The following is a 14,522-nucleotide window of genomic DNA, read 5'->3' as shown; positions in this document are numbered from 1 at the left end:
ACGTGGACACCTTCGCGCTCGTCCTGACCATCGGGGTCGCGCTCTTCTTCACCTACACCAACGGCTTCCACGACTCCGCGAACGCCATCGCCACCTCGGTGTCCACCCGCGCGCTCACCCCGCGGGCGGCCCTGGTGATGGCCGCGGTGATGAACCTGGCCGGCGCCTTCCTGGGCAGCGGGGTCGCCAAGACCGTCAGCGAGGGGATCATCGAGACCCCGGACGGCCGGAGCGGCATGGGCATCCTGTTCGCCGCGCTGGTCGGTGCGATCACCTGGAACCTGATCACCTGGTACTTCGGCCTGCCGTCCTCCTCCTCGCACGCCCTGTTCGGCGGCATGGTGGGGGCGGCGCTGGCGGGCGGCACCACGGTGTACTGGTCGGGCGTGCTGGAGAAGATCGTCATCCCGATGTTCATCTCGCCGGTCGTCGGGCTGCTGCTCGGCTACCTGGTGATGGTGGTCATCATGTGGCTCTTCCGCAGGTCCAACCCGCACCGCGCCAAGCGTGGCTTCCGCATCGCGCAGACGGTGTCGGCGGCGGGCATGGCGCTCGGCCACGGTCTGCAGGACGCCCAGAAGACGATGGGCATCGTGGTGCTGGCCCTGGTGATCGCGGACGTCCAGGACCACGGCGAGATCCCGATCTGGGTGAAGGTCTCCTGCGCGGTGATGCTGTCGCTGGGCACCTACGCCGGCGGCTGGCGGATCATGCGGACGCTGGGGCGCCGGATCATCGAGCTGGACCCGCCGCAGGGGTTCGCCGCCGAGACGACGGCGGCCTCGGTGATGTACACGGCGTCGTTCGTGTTCCACGCGCCGATCTCGACCACCCATGTGATCACCTCCGCGATCATGGGTGTGGGCGCCACGAAGCGGGTGAGCGCGGTGCGCTGGGGGGTCGCCAAGAACATCGTGCTCGGCTGGTTCATCACGATGCCGGCCGCTGCCGCGGTGGCGGGGCTGAGCTACTGGGCGGTGTGGGTGGTAGCGGGGTGAGGGCGCGCCCGGTGGGTCCGGGCGGTTCTGGAAAGACCTGAACGCGGGCCTGGACACGGACCTGGGCAAGGGTGCGCCCGCCCCCCGGAACCGGGGGGCGGGCGTCTCGTCTTGCGGTGGCACCGCCATGCAGCACCGCAGACGGCCGGCCGAGCCGTTCGGGCTGATCAGCCGAAGCGGCCCGAGATGTAGTCCTCGGTGGCCTGCACCGAGGGGTTGGAGAAGATGCGCTCGGTGTCGTCGATCTCCACCAGCTTGCCGGGCTCGCCGACCGCGGACAGGTTGAAGAACGCGGTGCGGTCCGAGACGCGCGCGGCCTGCTGCATGTTGTGGGTGACGATGACGATCGTGAAGCGCTCCTTCAGATCGTTGATCAGGTCCTCGATGGCGAGGGTGGAGATCGGGTCGAGTGCGGAGCACGGCTCGTCCATCAGCAGCACCTGCGGCTCGACCGCGATGGCGCGGGCGATGCACAGCCGCTGCTGCTGGCCGCCGGAGAGGCCGGAACCGGGCTTGTTGAGGCGGTCCTTGACCTCGTTCCAGAGGTTGGCGCCCCTGAGGGACTTCTCGACGACGTCGTCCAGCTCCGACTTCTTGTAGGAGCCGTTGAGCCGCAGGCCCGCCGCCACGTTGTCGTAGATCGACATCGTCGGGAACGGGTTCGGCCGCTGGAAGACCATGCCGATCGTGCGGCGCACGGAGACCGGGTCGACCCCGCTGCCGTACAGGTCCTCGTGGTCGAGCAGCACCTTGCCCTCGACGCGCCCGCCGGGGGTGACCTCGTGCATGCGGTTGAGGGTGCGCAGGAAGGTGGACTTGCCGCAGCCGGACGGGCCGATGAAGGCGGTCACGGAGCGGGGCTCGACGGCCATCGAGATGTCCTCGATGGCCTTGTGGGAGCCGTAGTAGGCGGTGAGGCCGCTGACGTCGATGCGCTTGGCCATGGGAATCACTTCTCTTCCGCGTGTGCGGCCGGGTCAGCGGCCGGTCTTCGGGGCCTTCCAGCGGGCTATGCCGCGGGCCACCATGTTCAGGATCATCACGAAGGCGATCAGCACCAGGGCCGCGCCCCAGGCGCGGTCGTAGGAGGCCTCGTTGCCGTTCGCCCACTGTTCGTAGACGTAGTAGGGCAGGGAGGACTGGGCGCCCTCGAAGGGGTTGTTGTTGATCGACTGGGCGCCGAACACCAGCAGCAGGATCGGCGCGGTCTCACCGGCGATACGGGCCACCGCGAGCATCACGCCCGTGGTGATGCCGCCGATCGCGGTGGGCAGCACGACCTTGAGGATGGTGCGCCACTTGGGCACGCCCAGTGCCAGGGAGGCCTCGCGCAGCTCGTTCGGGACGAGCTTGAGCATCTCCTCGGTGGAGCGCACGACGATCGGCACCATCAGGATGGCCAGCGCCATGGCGCCGGCGAAGCCGGAGTAGCCGAAGTCGAGGATGATGATCCAGAAGGACAGGATGAACAGGCCGGCGACGATCGAGGGAATGCCGGTCATGACGTCGACGAAGAAGGTGACGGCCTTGGCGAGCCTGCCGGTGCCGTACTCGACCAGGTAGATCGCGGTGAACAGGCCGACGGGCGCCGCCATCAGGGTGGCGATGCCGACCTGCTCCATGGTGCCGATGAGCGCGTGGTAGATGCCGCCGCCCGGCTGGAGGGTGATCACACCGCTCATCGAGTGGGTGAGGAAGTAGCCGTCCACCACCTTGGCGCCGCGGGCCACCGTCTCCCAGATCAGGGAGGCCAACGGGAGCGCGGCCAGCAGGAAGCTGACCCACACCAGGCTGGTGACCAGCCGGTCCTTGGCCTGGCGCTCGCCCTCGACGGCCGTGGTGAGGGCGTAGGTGGCCGCCACGAAGAAGACCGCGGCGATCAGACCCCACTGGATGCGGCTGTCCAGCCCGAACACCAGGCCGGCCCCGACGCCGACACCGGTGGAGAGCAGGCCCAGGCCGAGGGGGGCCCAGCGCGGCAGGCGGGGCTGCTTGAGAGTACGGCCGCCGGGGGGCGGCACGGTGACCGGAGGCTTGTCCATGACTGTGTTGCTCATCAGGCGTTGGCCCCCGAGTACTCCTTGCGGCGCGCGATGATCAGACGTGCGGCGCCGTTCACCAGCAGGGTGATGACGAACAGGACGAGGCCGGAGGCGATCAGCGCGTCCCGGCCGATGTCGCCGGCCTCCTTGAAGCCCGCGGCGATGTTCTGCGCGAAGGTGCCGCCGCCGGGGTTGAGGAGGCTGGCGTTGATCAGGAAGTTGGGGGAGAGGACGGTGGCCACCGCCATCGTCTCACCGAGGGCCCGGCCCAGACCGAGCATCGACGCGCTGATCACGCCGGAACGGCCGAACGGCAGGACGGCCATCCTGACGACCTCCCACCGGGTGGCGCCGAGCGCGAGCGCGGCCTCCTCCTGCATCTTCGGGGACTGCTTGAAGACCTCGCGGCTGACGTTGGTGACGATCGGCAGGATCATGATCGCCAGCAGGATGCCCACGGTGAACAGCGAGCGCGGGGCGCCGCCGTTGTAGGCGAAGATCCCGGTCCAGCCGAGGTACTCGTCGAGCCAGGTGTACAGGCCGGTCAGGTGCGGCACCAGGAACAGGGCGCCCCACAGGCCGTAGATGATGCTGGGGACGGCGGCGAGCAGGTCGACGGTGTACGCCAGCGGGGTGGCGAGCCTGCGCGGTGCGTAGTGCGAGATGAACAGCGCGATGCCGACGGCCACCGGGACCGCGAGGACCATCGCGATGATCGAGCTGACGACCGTGCCGTAGGCCAGGACCGCGATGCCGAAGACCGGCGGGTTGGCGTTGGCGCTCCACTCGAAGGTGGTGAGGAAGTTCCCCTCGTTCTCGGCGAGGGCGACCAGGGCGCGCCAGGTGAGGAAGACCGCGATGGCGGCCATGACCACCAGCAGCGCGATGCCCGAGCCCTTGGACAGGCCCAGGAAGACGCGGTCGCCCGGCCTCCTGACCGGCCCCCCGGGTGGCGCCTTCGTTGGATCGACGGAAGCAGTGGGTGCTATATCCATTTCTTCTCCGGTCTGGTGCGGGGTGTCGGCCCCTGGCGGCGGTGCACCGGATGGATCTCGTGCGGACGGAACTGCGGGGGGTGGCGTACGGGCGTACGGCCGGGCGGCCGGTCCCGCTGGTGCGGGGCCGGCCGCCTCGGACGTCAGGAGAGGGTGTCGATGGTGCTGCGGACCTTGGTGATGATCTCGTCGGGGATCGGGGCGTAGCCGGCGTCGGCGAGCGCGCCCTGGCCGTCCTCGCTGGCCGCGTAGGTCAGGAAGGACTTGGTCAGCTCCAGGGACTCCTTGTCGTTGCCCTTGTCGCAGACGATCTCGTAGGTCACCAGGACGATCGGGTAGGCGCCCTCGGCCTTGGTGGCGTAGTCCAGCTCCATGGCCAGGTCGCTGCCCTCGCCGACGACCTGGCCCGCGGCGATCGCCGCGGAGGCGTTCTCGACGGTGGCCTCGACCGGCTCGGCGGCCCCGGTGTCGAGCTTCACGGTCGGGATGCCGTTGCCGTCGGCGTAGGACAGCTCGAAGTAGCCGATGGCGCCGTCGTTGTTCTTGACGTTGGTGGCGACACCGGAGGAGCCGTCCGCCGACTGGCCGCCCTTGCCGGCCCAGGCCTTGGCGGGCTCGTACTTCCACGCCTCGGGGGCGGCGGCGTGCAGGTACTCGGTGAAGTTGTCGGTGGTGCCCGACTCGTCCGAGCGGTGGAATGCCTGGATCTTGGTGGAGGGGAGCTTGACGTCCGGGTTCAGCTTCTTGATCGCCTCGTCGTCCCACTGGGTGATCTTCGAGTCGAAGATCTTGGCGATGGTCTCGGCGTCCAGGACGAGGTCCTCCACACCGGCCAGGTTGTAGCCCACGGCCACCGGGCCGCCCACCATCGGCAGGTTGATGCCCTTGCCGCCCTCGCAGACCTCCTGGGACTGCTGGACCTCCTCCTCCTTCAGGGCCGAGTCGGAGCCGGCGAAGCCCGTCTTGCCCTGGAGGAACTCCTGGATGCCCGCACCGGAGCCGGTGGGCTTGTAGTTGATCTCGACGCCCTCACAGGCCGCCTGGTAGTTCTTGACCCAGATGTCCATCGCGTTCTTCTGGGCGCTGGAACCGGAGGCGAGGAGATTGCCCTCACCGGCACACTTGATGTTGCTGGCGGCCTTGGAGTTGCCCTCCGAGTTCGTGCCTCCGCCGGTGTTGTCGTCGGAACCGCAGGCGGTCAGGACCAGGGCGCTGGAAACCGCGACGGCGCCGACGGCGATCGCGCGGAGGCGGTGGGTGGGCTGAAGCTTCACTTCGTTCAGTTCCTTCCTGGGCCCGCCGGTGGGGTCGGCAAGCGATGGGGTTTCTCCGGGTGTCGTTCACAGCATGGGGAGCCGTCCGTGTCCGCCGGCGACCGGACGCGCCTTGCACAAGGCTGAAATTAGGCAGTACAGGTGAAGTGCCCGACGGCCGAGAGTGAACGAGAGGTGAACCTCGGCAGACGGTGCAGTTGCGCCGGTCGCCGCGGGGCCGGGAAGTGGCCGGTTCGCGTCCCTGTCGCTCCGCCCGGCGGGCATGGCACTATCCGCGGCAGTGGCTCGTTACGCGCGGGTGGAGCGGGGCCCGGGCGGACCGGGCGGGGAAGGGAGACGCGTGGCACGGCAGGGAGGTGGGCCCGCGGCGGCCCGCCGGGGAGGACCGCCGCGGGACGCCCGGCTGAGAGCGTTCGCCGGGAGGCCCGTGCGGATGTCCGTCTGCGCGCTGCTGTGCGCGCAGCTCGGGCTGCTGACGGTGGTGGCGGGGACCGCGTACGCGGAGCCGGGGCCGGGCGGGCCCGGTACCGGGAGCGAGAGCGGTGTCCGGGCGCCCGCCGGGCCGCCGGACGGCGGCCCGGATGACGGCACGGAGGCCGCCGCCGGGGAGGCCGGGGCCGCCGAGGACCCGGAGAGCGCCGCGCGGCTGGAGGAGCTCCGCGGGCGGATCGAGGCGCTGCACGACAGGGCCGAGTCGGCCACCGAGAAGTACAACGCCGCCGGTGAGCGGGCCGAGCGGCAGCGCTCGGAGATCGTGCGGCTGGCCCAGGCGATCGTACGGACCCGGAGCCAGAAGGAGACGCTGGCGGACCGGATGGGGGCGATGGCCCGCGCACAGTACCGGGGCAGCGGCCTGCCACCCGGCGCGCGGCTGGTCCTGGAGGACGACCCGGAGGCGTTCCTGCGCGACCTCGGCCTGCTCGGCAAGGGGGACGAGGCGGCCGGCCGGCTCATCGGGAAGCTGCGCAGGGCCGAGAAGGACCTCGACGCCTACGCCGAGGAGGCCACCGGCCGCTGGGCGAAGCTGGAGGCGGACCGGAAGAGGAAGGCGGCGGCGAAGAAGAGCGTCGAGACCGAGCTGGCGAAGGCCGAGAAGCTGGAGTCGCGGCTGGCCGCCGGGGAACGGGAGCGGCTGCGGCGGCTGGAGGAGCGGACGGCCCGGCTGCGGCAGACGAGATGGCTGGCGACCGGTGTGCTGGAGGAGATCGACGGCCGGGCCTCGGAGCGCGGGAAGAAGGCCGTCGCGTACGCCATGGCGCAGCTCGGCAAGGACTACGAGTGGGGCGCCGAGGGCCCGGACACCTTCGACTGCTCGGGGCTGACCCTGCGTGCCTGGGAGGCCGCGGGCATCACGGTCCCGCGCACCTCGCAGGAGCAGTGGAAGCGGCTGCGGAGGGTGGAGATCACCGGGATGCGCCCCGGCGACCTGATCGTCTACAAGGCGGACGCCAGCCATGTCGGGATGTACGTGGGCGACGGCGTGATGGTCCACGCCCCCCGGACCGGACGGCAGATCACCACGGCCGGGGCGGGCTCGCTGCCGATCCTGGGGGTGGTGCGTCCGGATGCCTGACAGGCGCTCCGGCGGGTGCTCCGACAGGCACTGCGAGCCGCTTACCGGCCGTTTGGCATATGCCGAAAGGCATTCCGTGCACCCCGGGGGTACCGCTATGGTCACCCGGGGCGTCTTGCGAACCGGCGCCCCGGGTGCCCCTCGGGGGGAGGGAAGAGGACTGGGAACATGCCCGTATCGATGGGCCGTGAGCTGATGACCGCGGTGCCGCGGCGGCCGGACGGACCGGAGGCCGCGCTCCCCGGCGGTCTGACGCTGCTCGTCATCGAGGACGACCCGGCGGGTTCCCTGGCGCTTCCCGAGCTGCTGGACGCCTCCGGGGGCCGGGTGCGGGTCCGTACCGCCCGCAACCTCACCGAGGCCGGACGGCTCCTCACCGACGACGTCCACTGCATCCTGCTGGACCTGGCACTCTCCGACAGCACCACCGGCACCGCCGCCGGCGCGGAGGACGGCGGCGGGACCGGGGAGGACGGCGGTGACGGCGGGGAGCTCGGCATCCTGCGCCGGGTGCTGCGCATGGCGCCCCGGCACGCGGTACTGGCACTCACCGCCGAGGACGACGCCGAACGCGCGGCCGAGGCCGTCCGGGTCGGCGCCCAGGACTTCCTCTTCCGCGGCGAGCTGGACGGCCGGGTGCTCAGCCGGGCCATCCGCTACGCCGTCGAGCGCAAGCGGGCCGACCTGGCGCAGCGGCAGCTCACCGAGTCGCGGCTGCGGGCCCAGGAGAACGCCCGGCTGGAACGCGGTCTGCTGCCCACCCCGCTGCTGGGCGGCTCGGAGCTGCGGTTCGCCGCCCGCTACCGGCCGGGCCGCTCCCGGGCCCTGCTGGGCGGCGACTTCTACGACACCGTGCGCACCGCAGACGGCACCGTGCACGCCATGATCGGCGACGTGTGCGGACACGGACCCGACGAGGCGGCCCTCGGAGTGGAGCTGCGGATCGCCTGGCGGGCGCTGACCTTCGCCGGACTCTGCGGCGACCAGCTCCTGGGCACCCTCCAGCGGGTGCTGGAGCACGAGCGGCCCAGCGAGGAGATCTTCGCCACCCTCTGCACCGTCGACATCGCGCCCGACGGGCGGCGGGCCGGGCTGTGCCTGGCGGGCCACCCCGCGCCGCTGATCGCGGGCACCGGGCGCGGCCCCCGGCTGCTGCCGCACGAGGACATCGGCGGCCCGGCACTGGGTGTCCTGTCCAACGCCCGCTGGCCCCGCATGCAGGTGGAGCTGGGCGGCGCCTGGAGCCTGATGATGTACACGGACGGGCTCATCGAGGGCCGGACGGGCCAGGGTGATCTGCGGCTCGGCCAGGACGGCATGCTCGGCATCGTGGGGCGGCTGATGGCCGCCGGACTGCGCGGCGAGGCCCTGCTGGACGCCGTGCTCGCGCAGGTGCGCGAACTCAACGGCGGCGAGCTCACGGACGACGTGGCGGTCCTGCTGCTCGACCGGGGGCAGTGAGGCACCGGGCCGCCCGGTGCCGTCCGGGAACCGCCCGGCCCCGGCTCAGCGGCCCCCGTTGTACGGGCCGTAGGGGCCGTCGCTGCTGCTGCCCCGGCGGAAGCCGCCCCGGCCGCCGCCCCCGCCGATCTGGATGAGCGCGGGCCGCACGTCCACCATGTACACGATGTTGGCGATCAGACCCGCGATCCGCAGGAAGAGGAAACCGGGGACGAAGAGGTTCACCGCGAGGGTCACCCCGAGGAGGATCAGCCAGAATCCCTTGGTCTTCTTGTCCGCGGCGCGGTAGGCGTCCTCGCGGCGCAGGACCGCGTCGACGAAGCAGAAGATACTGAAAACGAGCAGACCCAGGAAAACCCAGGACATCAGCCCGAAGAAACCGTCCAGGAGCACGCTGGCCACCATCCCGTCCACGCCGGTCGTCGGCTCCCCACGCTACCGGCCCCGGGGCCGGACACGAAGGGCGTGCCCGGCTCCGGCCGGAACCGGGGGCCTCAGGACTGCGACTTGTCCTGCTTGTTGTCCTGCTTGCCCTGCTTCTCCTGCTTGGGGGCGGCCTTCTCGGCCGTCCCGCCCCCGGCGGCCTTCTTCTCGGCGGTCTTCTTCGCGACCGTCTTGGGGGTGGCCTTGGACGCGCCGGTCTTCGAGGTGCTCCGCTTCGCGGCGGTGCCGCCGGCCGCCGCGGTGCTCCGGCGGGTCGTGCTCCTGCCGGTCTCCGCCTTCTTCGCGGCACCGGCCTGGGAGGTCCGGGTGCGGGGCTTGGTGGCCGCCCTGGCCCGCGGCTTGTCCTCGCCCTCCGTGATGGTGACCTCGGTCGTCCCACCGCGCTCGCGCGCGATCTCCCGCGGGGCCTTCTCGGCGGTGCCCTCGCCGTCGCCCCCGTCGTGCTCGCCGCGCCAGGTCTGCATTGCGCCGCGACCGCGCTCGGCCAGCCCGTCGTAGCCCTCGCGCGCCTTGACGACGTACTCGGCGGCGACCCCGACGCTCTGCAGGGCCAGGTGCTGGGCCTGCTCGCGCAGCCTCTTCAGGTCCGCCTTCAGGTCGGCCTCGCGCAGCTTCCTCAGGTCCGCCTTCAGATCCGCCTCGCGCAGCTTCTTCAGGTCCTCGTCGATCCCGGACAGCGCCGAGGCCAGCCGCGACTGGGTCTCCTTCGCCTGCTGGGCGACCCGCTCCTGCACGGCCTTGGGGTCGGTCTCCTTCACCTTCCGCACGGCCGCGAGGCGCTCGGGCGCCGTCTCACGGATCTTGTCGATCACCCCGGCGGCGAAGTACAGCGGCCCGGGGTTGGCCAGCATCCTGCGGATGTCGTCGGCCTTGTTGGTCTTGTCGGTTGTCTTGTCGCCGGTTTTGCTGTTCATGATGATTCCTCCTGGTCATGGCCTGGTCGTGGACTCCTGGGCTTCGTCCCGGAGGAGGGGGCGTCCCCGTTCTCCCCGTTCTTCCCGGGGGAGACGCGGACGTCCTCGGTGTGTCCGTTCTCCTTGCGGAACGACTCGTAGATCTGGAGCAGGACCTGCTTCTGCTGCTCGCTGATCGACGTGTCGGCCAGGATCGCGCCGCGCACCTCCAGCCCGGCCTGGTCCTTCTCGTCGAGGATCCCGGCCCGGACGTAGAGCGTCTCGGCGGATATCCGCAGCGCCCTGGCGAGCTGCTGGAGGATCTCCGCGCTGGGTTTGCGCAGTCCGCGTTCGATCTGGCTGAGGTATGGATTCGACACCCCCGCGGCGTCGGCGAGCTGCCGCAGGGACAGCTGCGCGGTGTGCCGCTGCTCCCGCAGGAACTCGCCGAGACTGCCGACATGCAGTGAAGCCATGTCTCCACCGTGCCTCGCCGCGCTAACTTTTGCAAGCAAGTGCTTGCAGAAGTGTTGCACGCCATACGGCGCGGGGCCGCGGGAGATCGCGCGCGAGCGCGGCGGGACGACCGAGGTCACCATCACGGAGGGCGAGGACAAGCCGCGGGCCAGGGCGGCCACCACGCCCCGCACCCGGCCTGCACGGCGACGAGCGGATGGCCGCCCCCGAAGCGGAGTGCGAGCCCCTCGCCGGTCCCGGCGCCATCCGCTTGCGCCGCGACGAGCCGACGCCTCCTGCCGGCGCGGGCTACATCGTGACGGCCGATCCGGAGGGGGACGAGTTCTGCCTGGACCGAACGACGGGGAACCTCACCCCGGTGAGGTCTTCGGAGACGGCCCACAGCCGCTGCTGGACGGCTGCCTCGTACGACTCCGGGCTGGAGGTGACCAGCCGGGGGTGGCCCTTGACCTCGTTGCGTCCGCCGGGACCGTAGTACTGGCCGCCGAGCGCGGCGGGGTCGGTGGCGGCGCGCAGGGTCGGTAGCGCGCCCATCGCCGGCTTCTGGGTGATCAGCGGCGCGAGCCAGGTGAGCGGAAGCCGGAGGGCCGCGGGGATGTTGCGGGTGAGCTCGGTGCCGGACATGCCGGGATGCGCGGCCACCGCGACGGTCGTGCCGTGCGCGGTGAGCCGGCGCTGCAGCTCGTACGTGAACATCAGGTTGGCCAGCTTGGACTGACCATAGGCGGCGGCCCGGCCGTACGACCGCTGCCACTGCAGGTCGTCGAAGTGGATCGCGGCCCGGATGCGGTGGCCGGTGCTGCTGACCGTCACCACGCGCGAGCCGGGCACCGGCAGCATCAGGTCCAGCAGCAGCCCGGTGAGTGCGAAGTGGCCGAGGTGGTTGGTGCCGAACTGCATCTCGAAGCCGTCCCGGGTGGTCTGCTTCGGGGTGTACATCACGCCGGCGTTGTTGATCAGCAGGTCGATCCGGTCGAGCCGGGACCGCAGCGCCGCCGCCGCGGTCCGGACGGAGTCGAGCGAGGCCAGGTCCAGTGCCTGCACGGTCACGTCGCCGGTCATGCGAGCCGCGGCCTGCTCGCCCTTCTCGATGTTGCGCACGGCGAGCACCACGGACGCTCCGCGCTCGGCGAGCGCCTTGGCGGTCTCGTACCCCAGTCCGGCGTTGGCCCCGGTCACCACGGCCACCCGCCCGCGCTGGTCCGGAATGTTCGCCGTCGTCCACTTCTTGCCCATGCCAGGCTCCCAACCAATTAACATACCGGAGGTATCTTGTGGCGGCGACGTTAAAGTACTTTCGGTACGTTGTCAACGTACCGCAGGTATCCAAGTTAGGCTGGCGATCGTGACTTTCCAGCGGGCGCGAACCGAGGAGCAGCGGGAGATCCGCCGACGGGCGATCCTCGACACGGCGTCGGCGATGCTCGAGGAAATGCCTGTGGCCGCGGTCACCCTGAACGAGCTCAGCCGCCGGGTGGGCCTGGCGAAGCCGAACGTGCTGCGCTACTTCGAGTCTCGTGAGGCGGTGCTGCTGGAACTGCTGGACCACTTCCTGCAGGAGTGGCTGACGGAACTGGCAGACGAGTTGGCTGCCGGCATCGACGAGAATCCACCCATGGCCGAGCGGGCGGCAGCGGTGGCCGAGATCCTCAGCCGCTCACTCTCCGGCCGAGTGGTGCTGTGCGACCTCTTCGGCGCACAGGGCAGTGTCCTGGAACGCAATGTCTCCGTCGAGGTCGTCGCACGCTACAAGCGCGCCTCCCTGGACCGCCTGACAACCATGACCTCCCTGCTCCTGAAGTACCTGCCGGAGCTGGGCGAGAACGCGACACTGTTCAGCCTGCAGACCATGGTCATGGCCGGCGCGCTGTCGGCGTACAGCACACCCCCGCCCAGCCTGCAGGCGGCCTACCAGGCCGAGCCCGACCTGGCCCGCTTCCACCTGGAACTGAAGGACTCCTTGGAGCTGGCCCTGACCGCAACCCTCCTGGGCGTGCTGCCCCGCCGCTGACCCGCGTTGCGCTGAACAGGTCGAAACCTCTGCACTTCTCGCGCCCGGACGGCGAAGGGGCCGGGGTGCCCAAGCCCGGACCACCGGCCCTGGCCACTTCGGACTCCGCGTCAACGCTCTTCTCCGGGCCTGTGGAGAGGTGCGTCATTCCCCGGCCGGGGCGGGGGCTCGGGGAAGGCGTAGCCGGAAGCATGCTCCGAGGGTCCGGGGGACCAGGGTGAGGGTGCCCTGGTGGCGGTGGGCCAGGTCGCGGGCGATGGCGAGGCCCAGGCCGGTGCCGCCGTGGTCGCGGGAGCGGGCGTCGTCGAGCCGGACGAAGCGTTCGAAGACGCGCTCGGCGTCCTCGGGGGGCACGCCCGGTCCGTCGTCGTGCACCGTGAGGACGACCCGGTCGTCCTCGTTCCGGACGGTGATCTGGATGCGGTGGGCGGCGTGGCGGGCGGCGTTGTCGAGGAGGTTGCGCAGCAGCCGTTCGAAATCGTCGTGGTTTCCGTGGACGTGTGCGGGGGCGGTGCTGTCGCAAGCGAGAGCCAGCGGCCGTTCGGTGAGGGGGTACTGCTCGGTCAGCCGGGAGGCGAGGGCTGCCAGGTCGACGGTTTCGGAGCCGCTCACGGGAGCGCGGGTGTCGAGGCGGGCGAGGAGCAGCAGGTCTTCGGCGAGAGCGTGGAGACGGCGGGTCTGTCGTGCGGCGGTGGTGGCTGTGGCGGGCCAGTCGGTGCGTTCCGGGTAGGCGAGCGCGACCTCCAGGCCGGCCAGCAGTGTGGTGAGGGGGCTGCGCAGTTCGTGGGCGGCGTCCGCGACGAAGCGGCGCTGCCGGTCGGCGGCGTCGTCGAGGCGTTGGAGGGTGGCGTTGATGGTGGTGGCCAGGGCGGTGATCTCGTGTCCCGTGGCGGGGACGGTGACGCGTTCGCGGGGGTCGCTCGGGGTGACCGAGGCGGTGAGGACGCGGATGGCCTCGACCGGCCGCAGCGCGATGCGGACGGTGAAGTAGACGGCGGCGGCGATCAGCACGAGGCCGGCGAGGCCGGCCCGCAGCAGCAGGCGGTCGGTGGTCTCGGTGATCGCCTCGGCCGTGTCCGGAAGCAGCACCACATAGGCCCGCAGCGTGGCGTCGGCGGTGACGCCCAGAGCGGCGGCTTTGTCGCTGCCCAGTTCACCGGCCCAGATGTCGGCGTACAGGACCGGGTAGGTCCCACCGGCCAGGTCGAGTCCGTGCCCGGGGTCGTAGTCGCGGCGTTCCGGTATGCGGAGGGGACGGATCGTGTAGCCCCAGTCCGCACCGCCGTCCGGTGAGGCGGAGAGCGCGGACGGGGCGGGCAGCACATGGCGGGCGCCGGGATCGAAGTCCTCCATGCCTCCTCCGGAGGCGACAGCGGTGCGTCGGCCGGTCGCGACCACCTCGTACGGTACGGCGCTCCTGTGGCCGGGAACCGCGCCCTCCTTCAGCTGATCGACGAGAGCGAGGAGATTGTTCCGGGCTTGTTCTTCGGCGATCCGCGTGCTCTGGTGGTAGAGGTCGTGGTGTACCCACCAGCCGATGCCGGCCAGGAGGACGGCGGCGGCCGAGGCGGCGGCCAGGGCCGTGCGGGCCCGTACCGAACGCGGCCACCGGCGGCGGCGCGGCTCAGTCGCGTTCACGGTCGTCCACCAGCCGGTAGCCGGTACCCCGTACGGTCTGCAGGGACTGCCGGCGGAACGCGGCGTCCACCTTCTTGCGGAGGGAGCTGACCCGCGCCTCCACCAGGTTGGGATCCTCGGCTTCGTCGGGCCACGCGTGATAGAGCAGATCCGTTTTGGAGACCACCTGGCCCGCCCGGCGGGCCAGCAGCTCCAGCACGGCGAACTCCCTGGGCGTGAGGTCCACCCGGGTCCCGGCCCGGTGGCAGACCCGGCCGGCGACGTCCAGCGAGAGGTCGCCCACGGCGAGGACGGGCGGGGCGACCGCGGCGGCTCGTCTGACCAGGGCCCGCAGCCGCGCGACGAGCACCACGTAGGAGAAGGGTTTGGCCAGGTAGTCGTCGGCCCCTGTGTCCAGGGCCTCCGCCTGGTCCCACTCCCCGTCCTTGGCGGTGAGTATCAGGATGGGGGTCGCGTTGCCCTCCCGGCGCAGTTGGGCGCAGACCTTGTAGCCGTTGAGTCCGGGCAGCATCAGGTCCAGTACGACAAGGGCGTAGTCACCGGTCCGGGCCATCCACAGTCCCTGGCGGCCGTCATGGGCGAGGTCGACGCTGTAGCCCTCGGCGGTCAGACCGGTGTGCAGGGTGTGGGCGAGGTCCACCTCGTCTTCGACCACCAGGATGCGCATGTGGTGCAGCCTCGCACAGCGCCGGATCGCTTTCCTGATCGGCCGGTCA

General features: G+C 71.0%; 14 protein-coding genes and 1 pseudogene. 5 read left to right on the top strand and 10 right to left on the bottom strand.

Features of this window, described 5'->3' with window-relative positions; all coding sequences use genetic code 11:
* Positions 1–2 precede the first annotated feature (2 nt).
* Positions 3–998, top strand: a complete 996-nt coding sequence (locus tag CUT44_RS12815) for an inorganic phosphate transporter (RefSeq protein ID WP_100202086.1) — start codon at positions 3–5, stop codon at positions 996–998.
* Between the two features lie 167 nt (positions 999–1,165).
* Here the strand turns inward: CUT44_RS12815 and pstB are convergent, their stop codons facing one another.
* The 4 genes from pstB to pstS all read right to left on the bottom strand — a co-directional run bounded on the left by pstB (position 1,166) and on the right by pstS (position 5,309).
* Positions 1,166–1,942, bottom strand: coding sequence for a phosphate ABC transporter ATP-binding protein PstB (gene pstB, locus CUT44_RS12810; RefSeq protein WP_100202085.1), 777 nt, complete (start codon positions 1,940–1,942; stop codon positions 1,166–1,168).
* A gap of 33 nt (positions 1,943–1,975) precedes the next feature.
* Entirely contained in the window at positions 1,976–3,055 is a 1,080-nt protein-coding gene (gene pstA, locus CUT44_RS12805) for a phosphate ABC transporter permease PstA (protein WP_100202084.1), read from the bottom strand.
* The gene (gene pstC, locus CUT44_RS12800; protein ID WP_100202083.1) at positions 3,055–4,035 is read right to left on the bottom strand and encodes a phosphate ABC transporter permease subunit PstC; all 981 of its coding nucleotides are present in this window, start codon (positions 4,033–4,035) and stop codon (positions 3,055–3,057) included. The genes pstA and pstC overlap by 1 nt, the downstream gene beginning before the upstream one ends.
* Positions 4,036–4,178: 143 nt before the next feature.
* Positions 4,179–5,309, bottom strand: a complete 1,131-nt coding sequence (pstS, locus tag CUT44_RS12795; RefSeq protein WP_100202082.1) for a phosphate ABC transporter substrate-binding protein PstS — start codon at positions 5,307–5,309, stop codon at positions 4,179–4,181.
* A 433-nt stretch (positions 5,310–5,742) separates the two neighbouring features.
* Between pstS and CUT44_RS12790 the strand changes: the two genes are divergently transcribed.
* Both CUT44_RS12790 and CUT44_RS12785 read left to right on the top strand, forming a co-directional pair.
* Positions 5,743–6,882 carry a C40 family peptidase gene (locus tag CUT44_RS12790; protein ID WP_100202081.1) on the top strand — a complete coding sequence of 380 codons (1,140 nt, stop codon included), beginning with the start codon at positions 5,743–5,745 and terminating at the stop codon, positions 6,880–6,882.
* A 195-nt stretch (positions 6,883–7,077) separates the two neighbouring features.
* The gene (locus CUT44_RS12785) at positions 7,078–8,343 is read left to right on the top strand and encodes a PP2C family protein-serine/threonine phosphatase (RefSeq protein ID WP_100202109.1); all 1,266 of its coding nucleotides are present in this window, start codon (positions 7,078–7,080) and stop codon (positions 8,341–8,343) included.
* Between the two features lie 45 nt (positions 8,344–8,388).
* On the opposite strand, the gene CUT44_RS12780 is transcribed toward CUT44_RS12785, so the two are convergent.
* The 3 genes from CUT44_RS12780 to CUT44_RS12770 all read right to left on the bottom strand — a co-directional run bounded on the left by CUT44_RS12780 (position 8,389) and on the right by CUT44_RS12770 (position 10,156).
* Positions 8,389–8,736, bottom strand: a complete 348-nt coding sequence (locus CUT44_RS12780; RefSeq protein ID WP_100202110.1) for a DUF2516 family protein — start codon at positions 8,734–8,736, stop codon at positions 8,389–8,391.
* Between the two features lie 101 nt (positions 8,737–8,837).
* A complete protein-coding gene (locus tag CUT44_RS12775; protein WP_199185692.1) occupies positions 8,838–9,701 on the bottom strand; it encodes a hypothetical protein in 864 nt (287 codons plus the stop codon).
* The gene (locus CUT44_RS12770; protein WP_100202080.1) at positions 9,698–10,156 is read right to left on the bottom strand and encodes a helix-turn-helix domain-containing protein; all 459 of its coding nucleotides are present in this window, start codon (positions 10,154–10,156) and stop codon (positions 9,698–9,700) included. The genes CUT44_RS12775 and CUT44_RS12770 overlap by 4 nt, the downstream gene beginning before the upstream one ends.
* A gap of 164 nt (positions 10,157–10,320) precedes the next feature.
* Between CUT44_RS12770 and CUT44_RS33975 the strand changes: the two are divergent.
* A pseudogene (locus CUT44_RS33975) lies at positions 10,321–10,491 on the top strand (VOC family protein); the annotation flags it as partial.
* On the opposite strand, the gene CUT44_RS12760 reads toward CUT44_RS33975, so the two are convergent.
* On the bottom strand, positions 10,446–11,393 hold the full coding sequence (locus CUT44_RS12760) for an SDR family NAD(P)-dependent oxidoreductase (RefSeq protein WP_100202079.1): 948 nt from the start codon (positions 11,391–11,393) through the stop codon (positions 10,446–10,448). The pseudogene CUT44_RS33975 and the gene CUT44_RS12760 sit on opposite strands and share 46 nt — an antisense overlap.
* A gap of 109 nt (positions 11,394–11,502) precedes the next feature.
* On the opposite strand from CUT44_RS12760, the gene CUT44_RS12755 reads away from it, so the two are divergent.
* Entirely contained in the window at positions 11,503–12,168 is a 666-nt protein-coding gene (locus tag CUT44_RS12755) for a TetR/AcrR family transcriptional regulator (protein WP_100202078.1), read from the top strand.
* Positions 12,169–12,312: 144 nt separating this feature from the next.
* Here the strand turns inward: CUT44_RS12755 and CUT44_RS12750 are convergent, their stop codons facing one another.
* The gene (locus tag CUT44_RS12750; RefSeq protein ID WP_100202077.1) at positions 12,313–13,806 is read right to left on the bottom strand and encodes a sensor histidine kinase; all 1,494 of its coding nucleotides are present in this window, start codon (positions 13,804–13,806) and stop codon (positions 12,313–12,315) included.
* A complete protein-coding gene (locus CUT44_RS12745; protein WP_100202076.1) occupies positions 13,793–14,473 on the bottom strand; it encodes a response regulator transcription factor in 681 nt (226 codons plus the stop codon). Before CUT44_RS12745 ends, CUT44_RS12750 begins: the two co-directional genes overlap by 14 nt.
* Between the last annotated feature and the right edge of the window lie 49 nt (positions 14,474–14,522).

It is taken from the genome of Streptomyces carminius, assembly GCF_002794255.1.
Taxonomy (GTDB): Bacteria; Actinomycetota; Actinomycetes; order Streptomycetales; family Streptomycetaceae; genus Streptomyces; species Streptomyces carminius.
The sequence above is the reverse complement of the archived record's forward strand: the minus strand, read 5'-3'. Positions and strand labels throughout refer to the sequence as shown.

What these genes read in the sequence shown, in the direction of transcription:
- CUT44_RS12790 (WP_100202081.1), top strand. Translation starts at nt 5,743, where the DNA reads ATGTCCGTCTGCGCGCTGCTGTGCGCGCAGCTCGGGCTGCTGACGGTG.
- pstB (WP_100202085.1), bottom strand. Translation starts at nt 1,942, where the DNA reads ATGGCCAAGCGCATCGACGTCAGCGGCCTCACCGCCTACTACGGCTCC.
- CUT44_RS12760 (WP_100202079.1), bottom strand. Translation starts at nt 11,393, where the DNA reads ATGGGCAAGAAGTGGACGACGGCGAACATTCCGGACCAGCGCGGGCGG.
- CUT44_RS12745 (WP_100202076.1), bottom strand. Translation starts at nt 14,473, where the DNA reads ATGCGCATCCTGGTGGTCGAAGACGAGGTGGACCTCGCCCACACCCTG.
- pstA (WP_100202084.1), bottom strand. Translation starts at nt 3,055, where the DNA reads ATGAGCAACACAGTCATGGACAAGCCTCCGGTCACCGTGCCGCCCCCC.
- CUT44_RS12770 (WP_100202080.1), bottom strand. Translation starts at nt 10,156, where the DNA reads ATGGCTTCACTGCATGTCGGCAGTCTCGGCGAGTTCCTGCGGGAGCAG.
- CUT44_RS12775 (WP_199185692.1), bottom strand. Translation starts at nt 9,701, where the DNA reads ATGAACAGCAAAACCGGCGACAAGACAACCGACAAGACCAACAAGGCC.
- pstC (WP_100202083.1), bottom strand. Translation starts at nt 4,035, where the DNA reads ATGGATATAGCACCCACTGCTTCCGTCGATCCAACGAAGGCGCCACCC.
- CUT44_RS12785 (WP_100202109.1), top strand. Translation starts at nt 7,078, where the DNA reads ATGACCGCGGTGCCGCGGCGGCCGGACGGACCGGAGGCCGCGCTCCCC.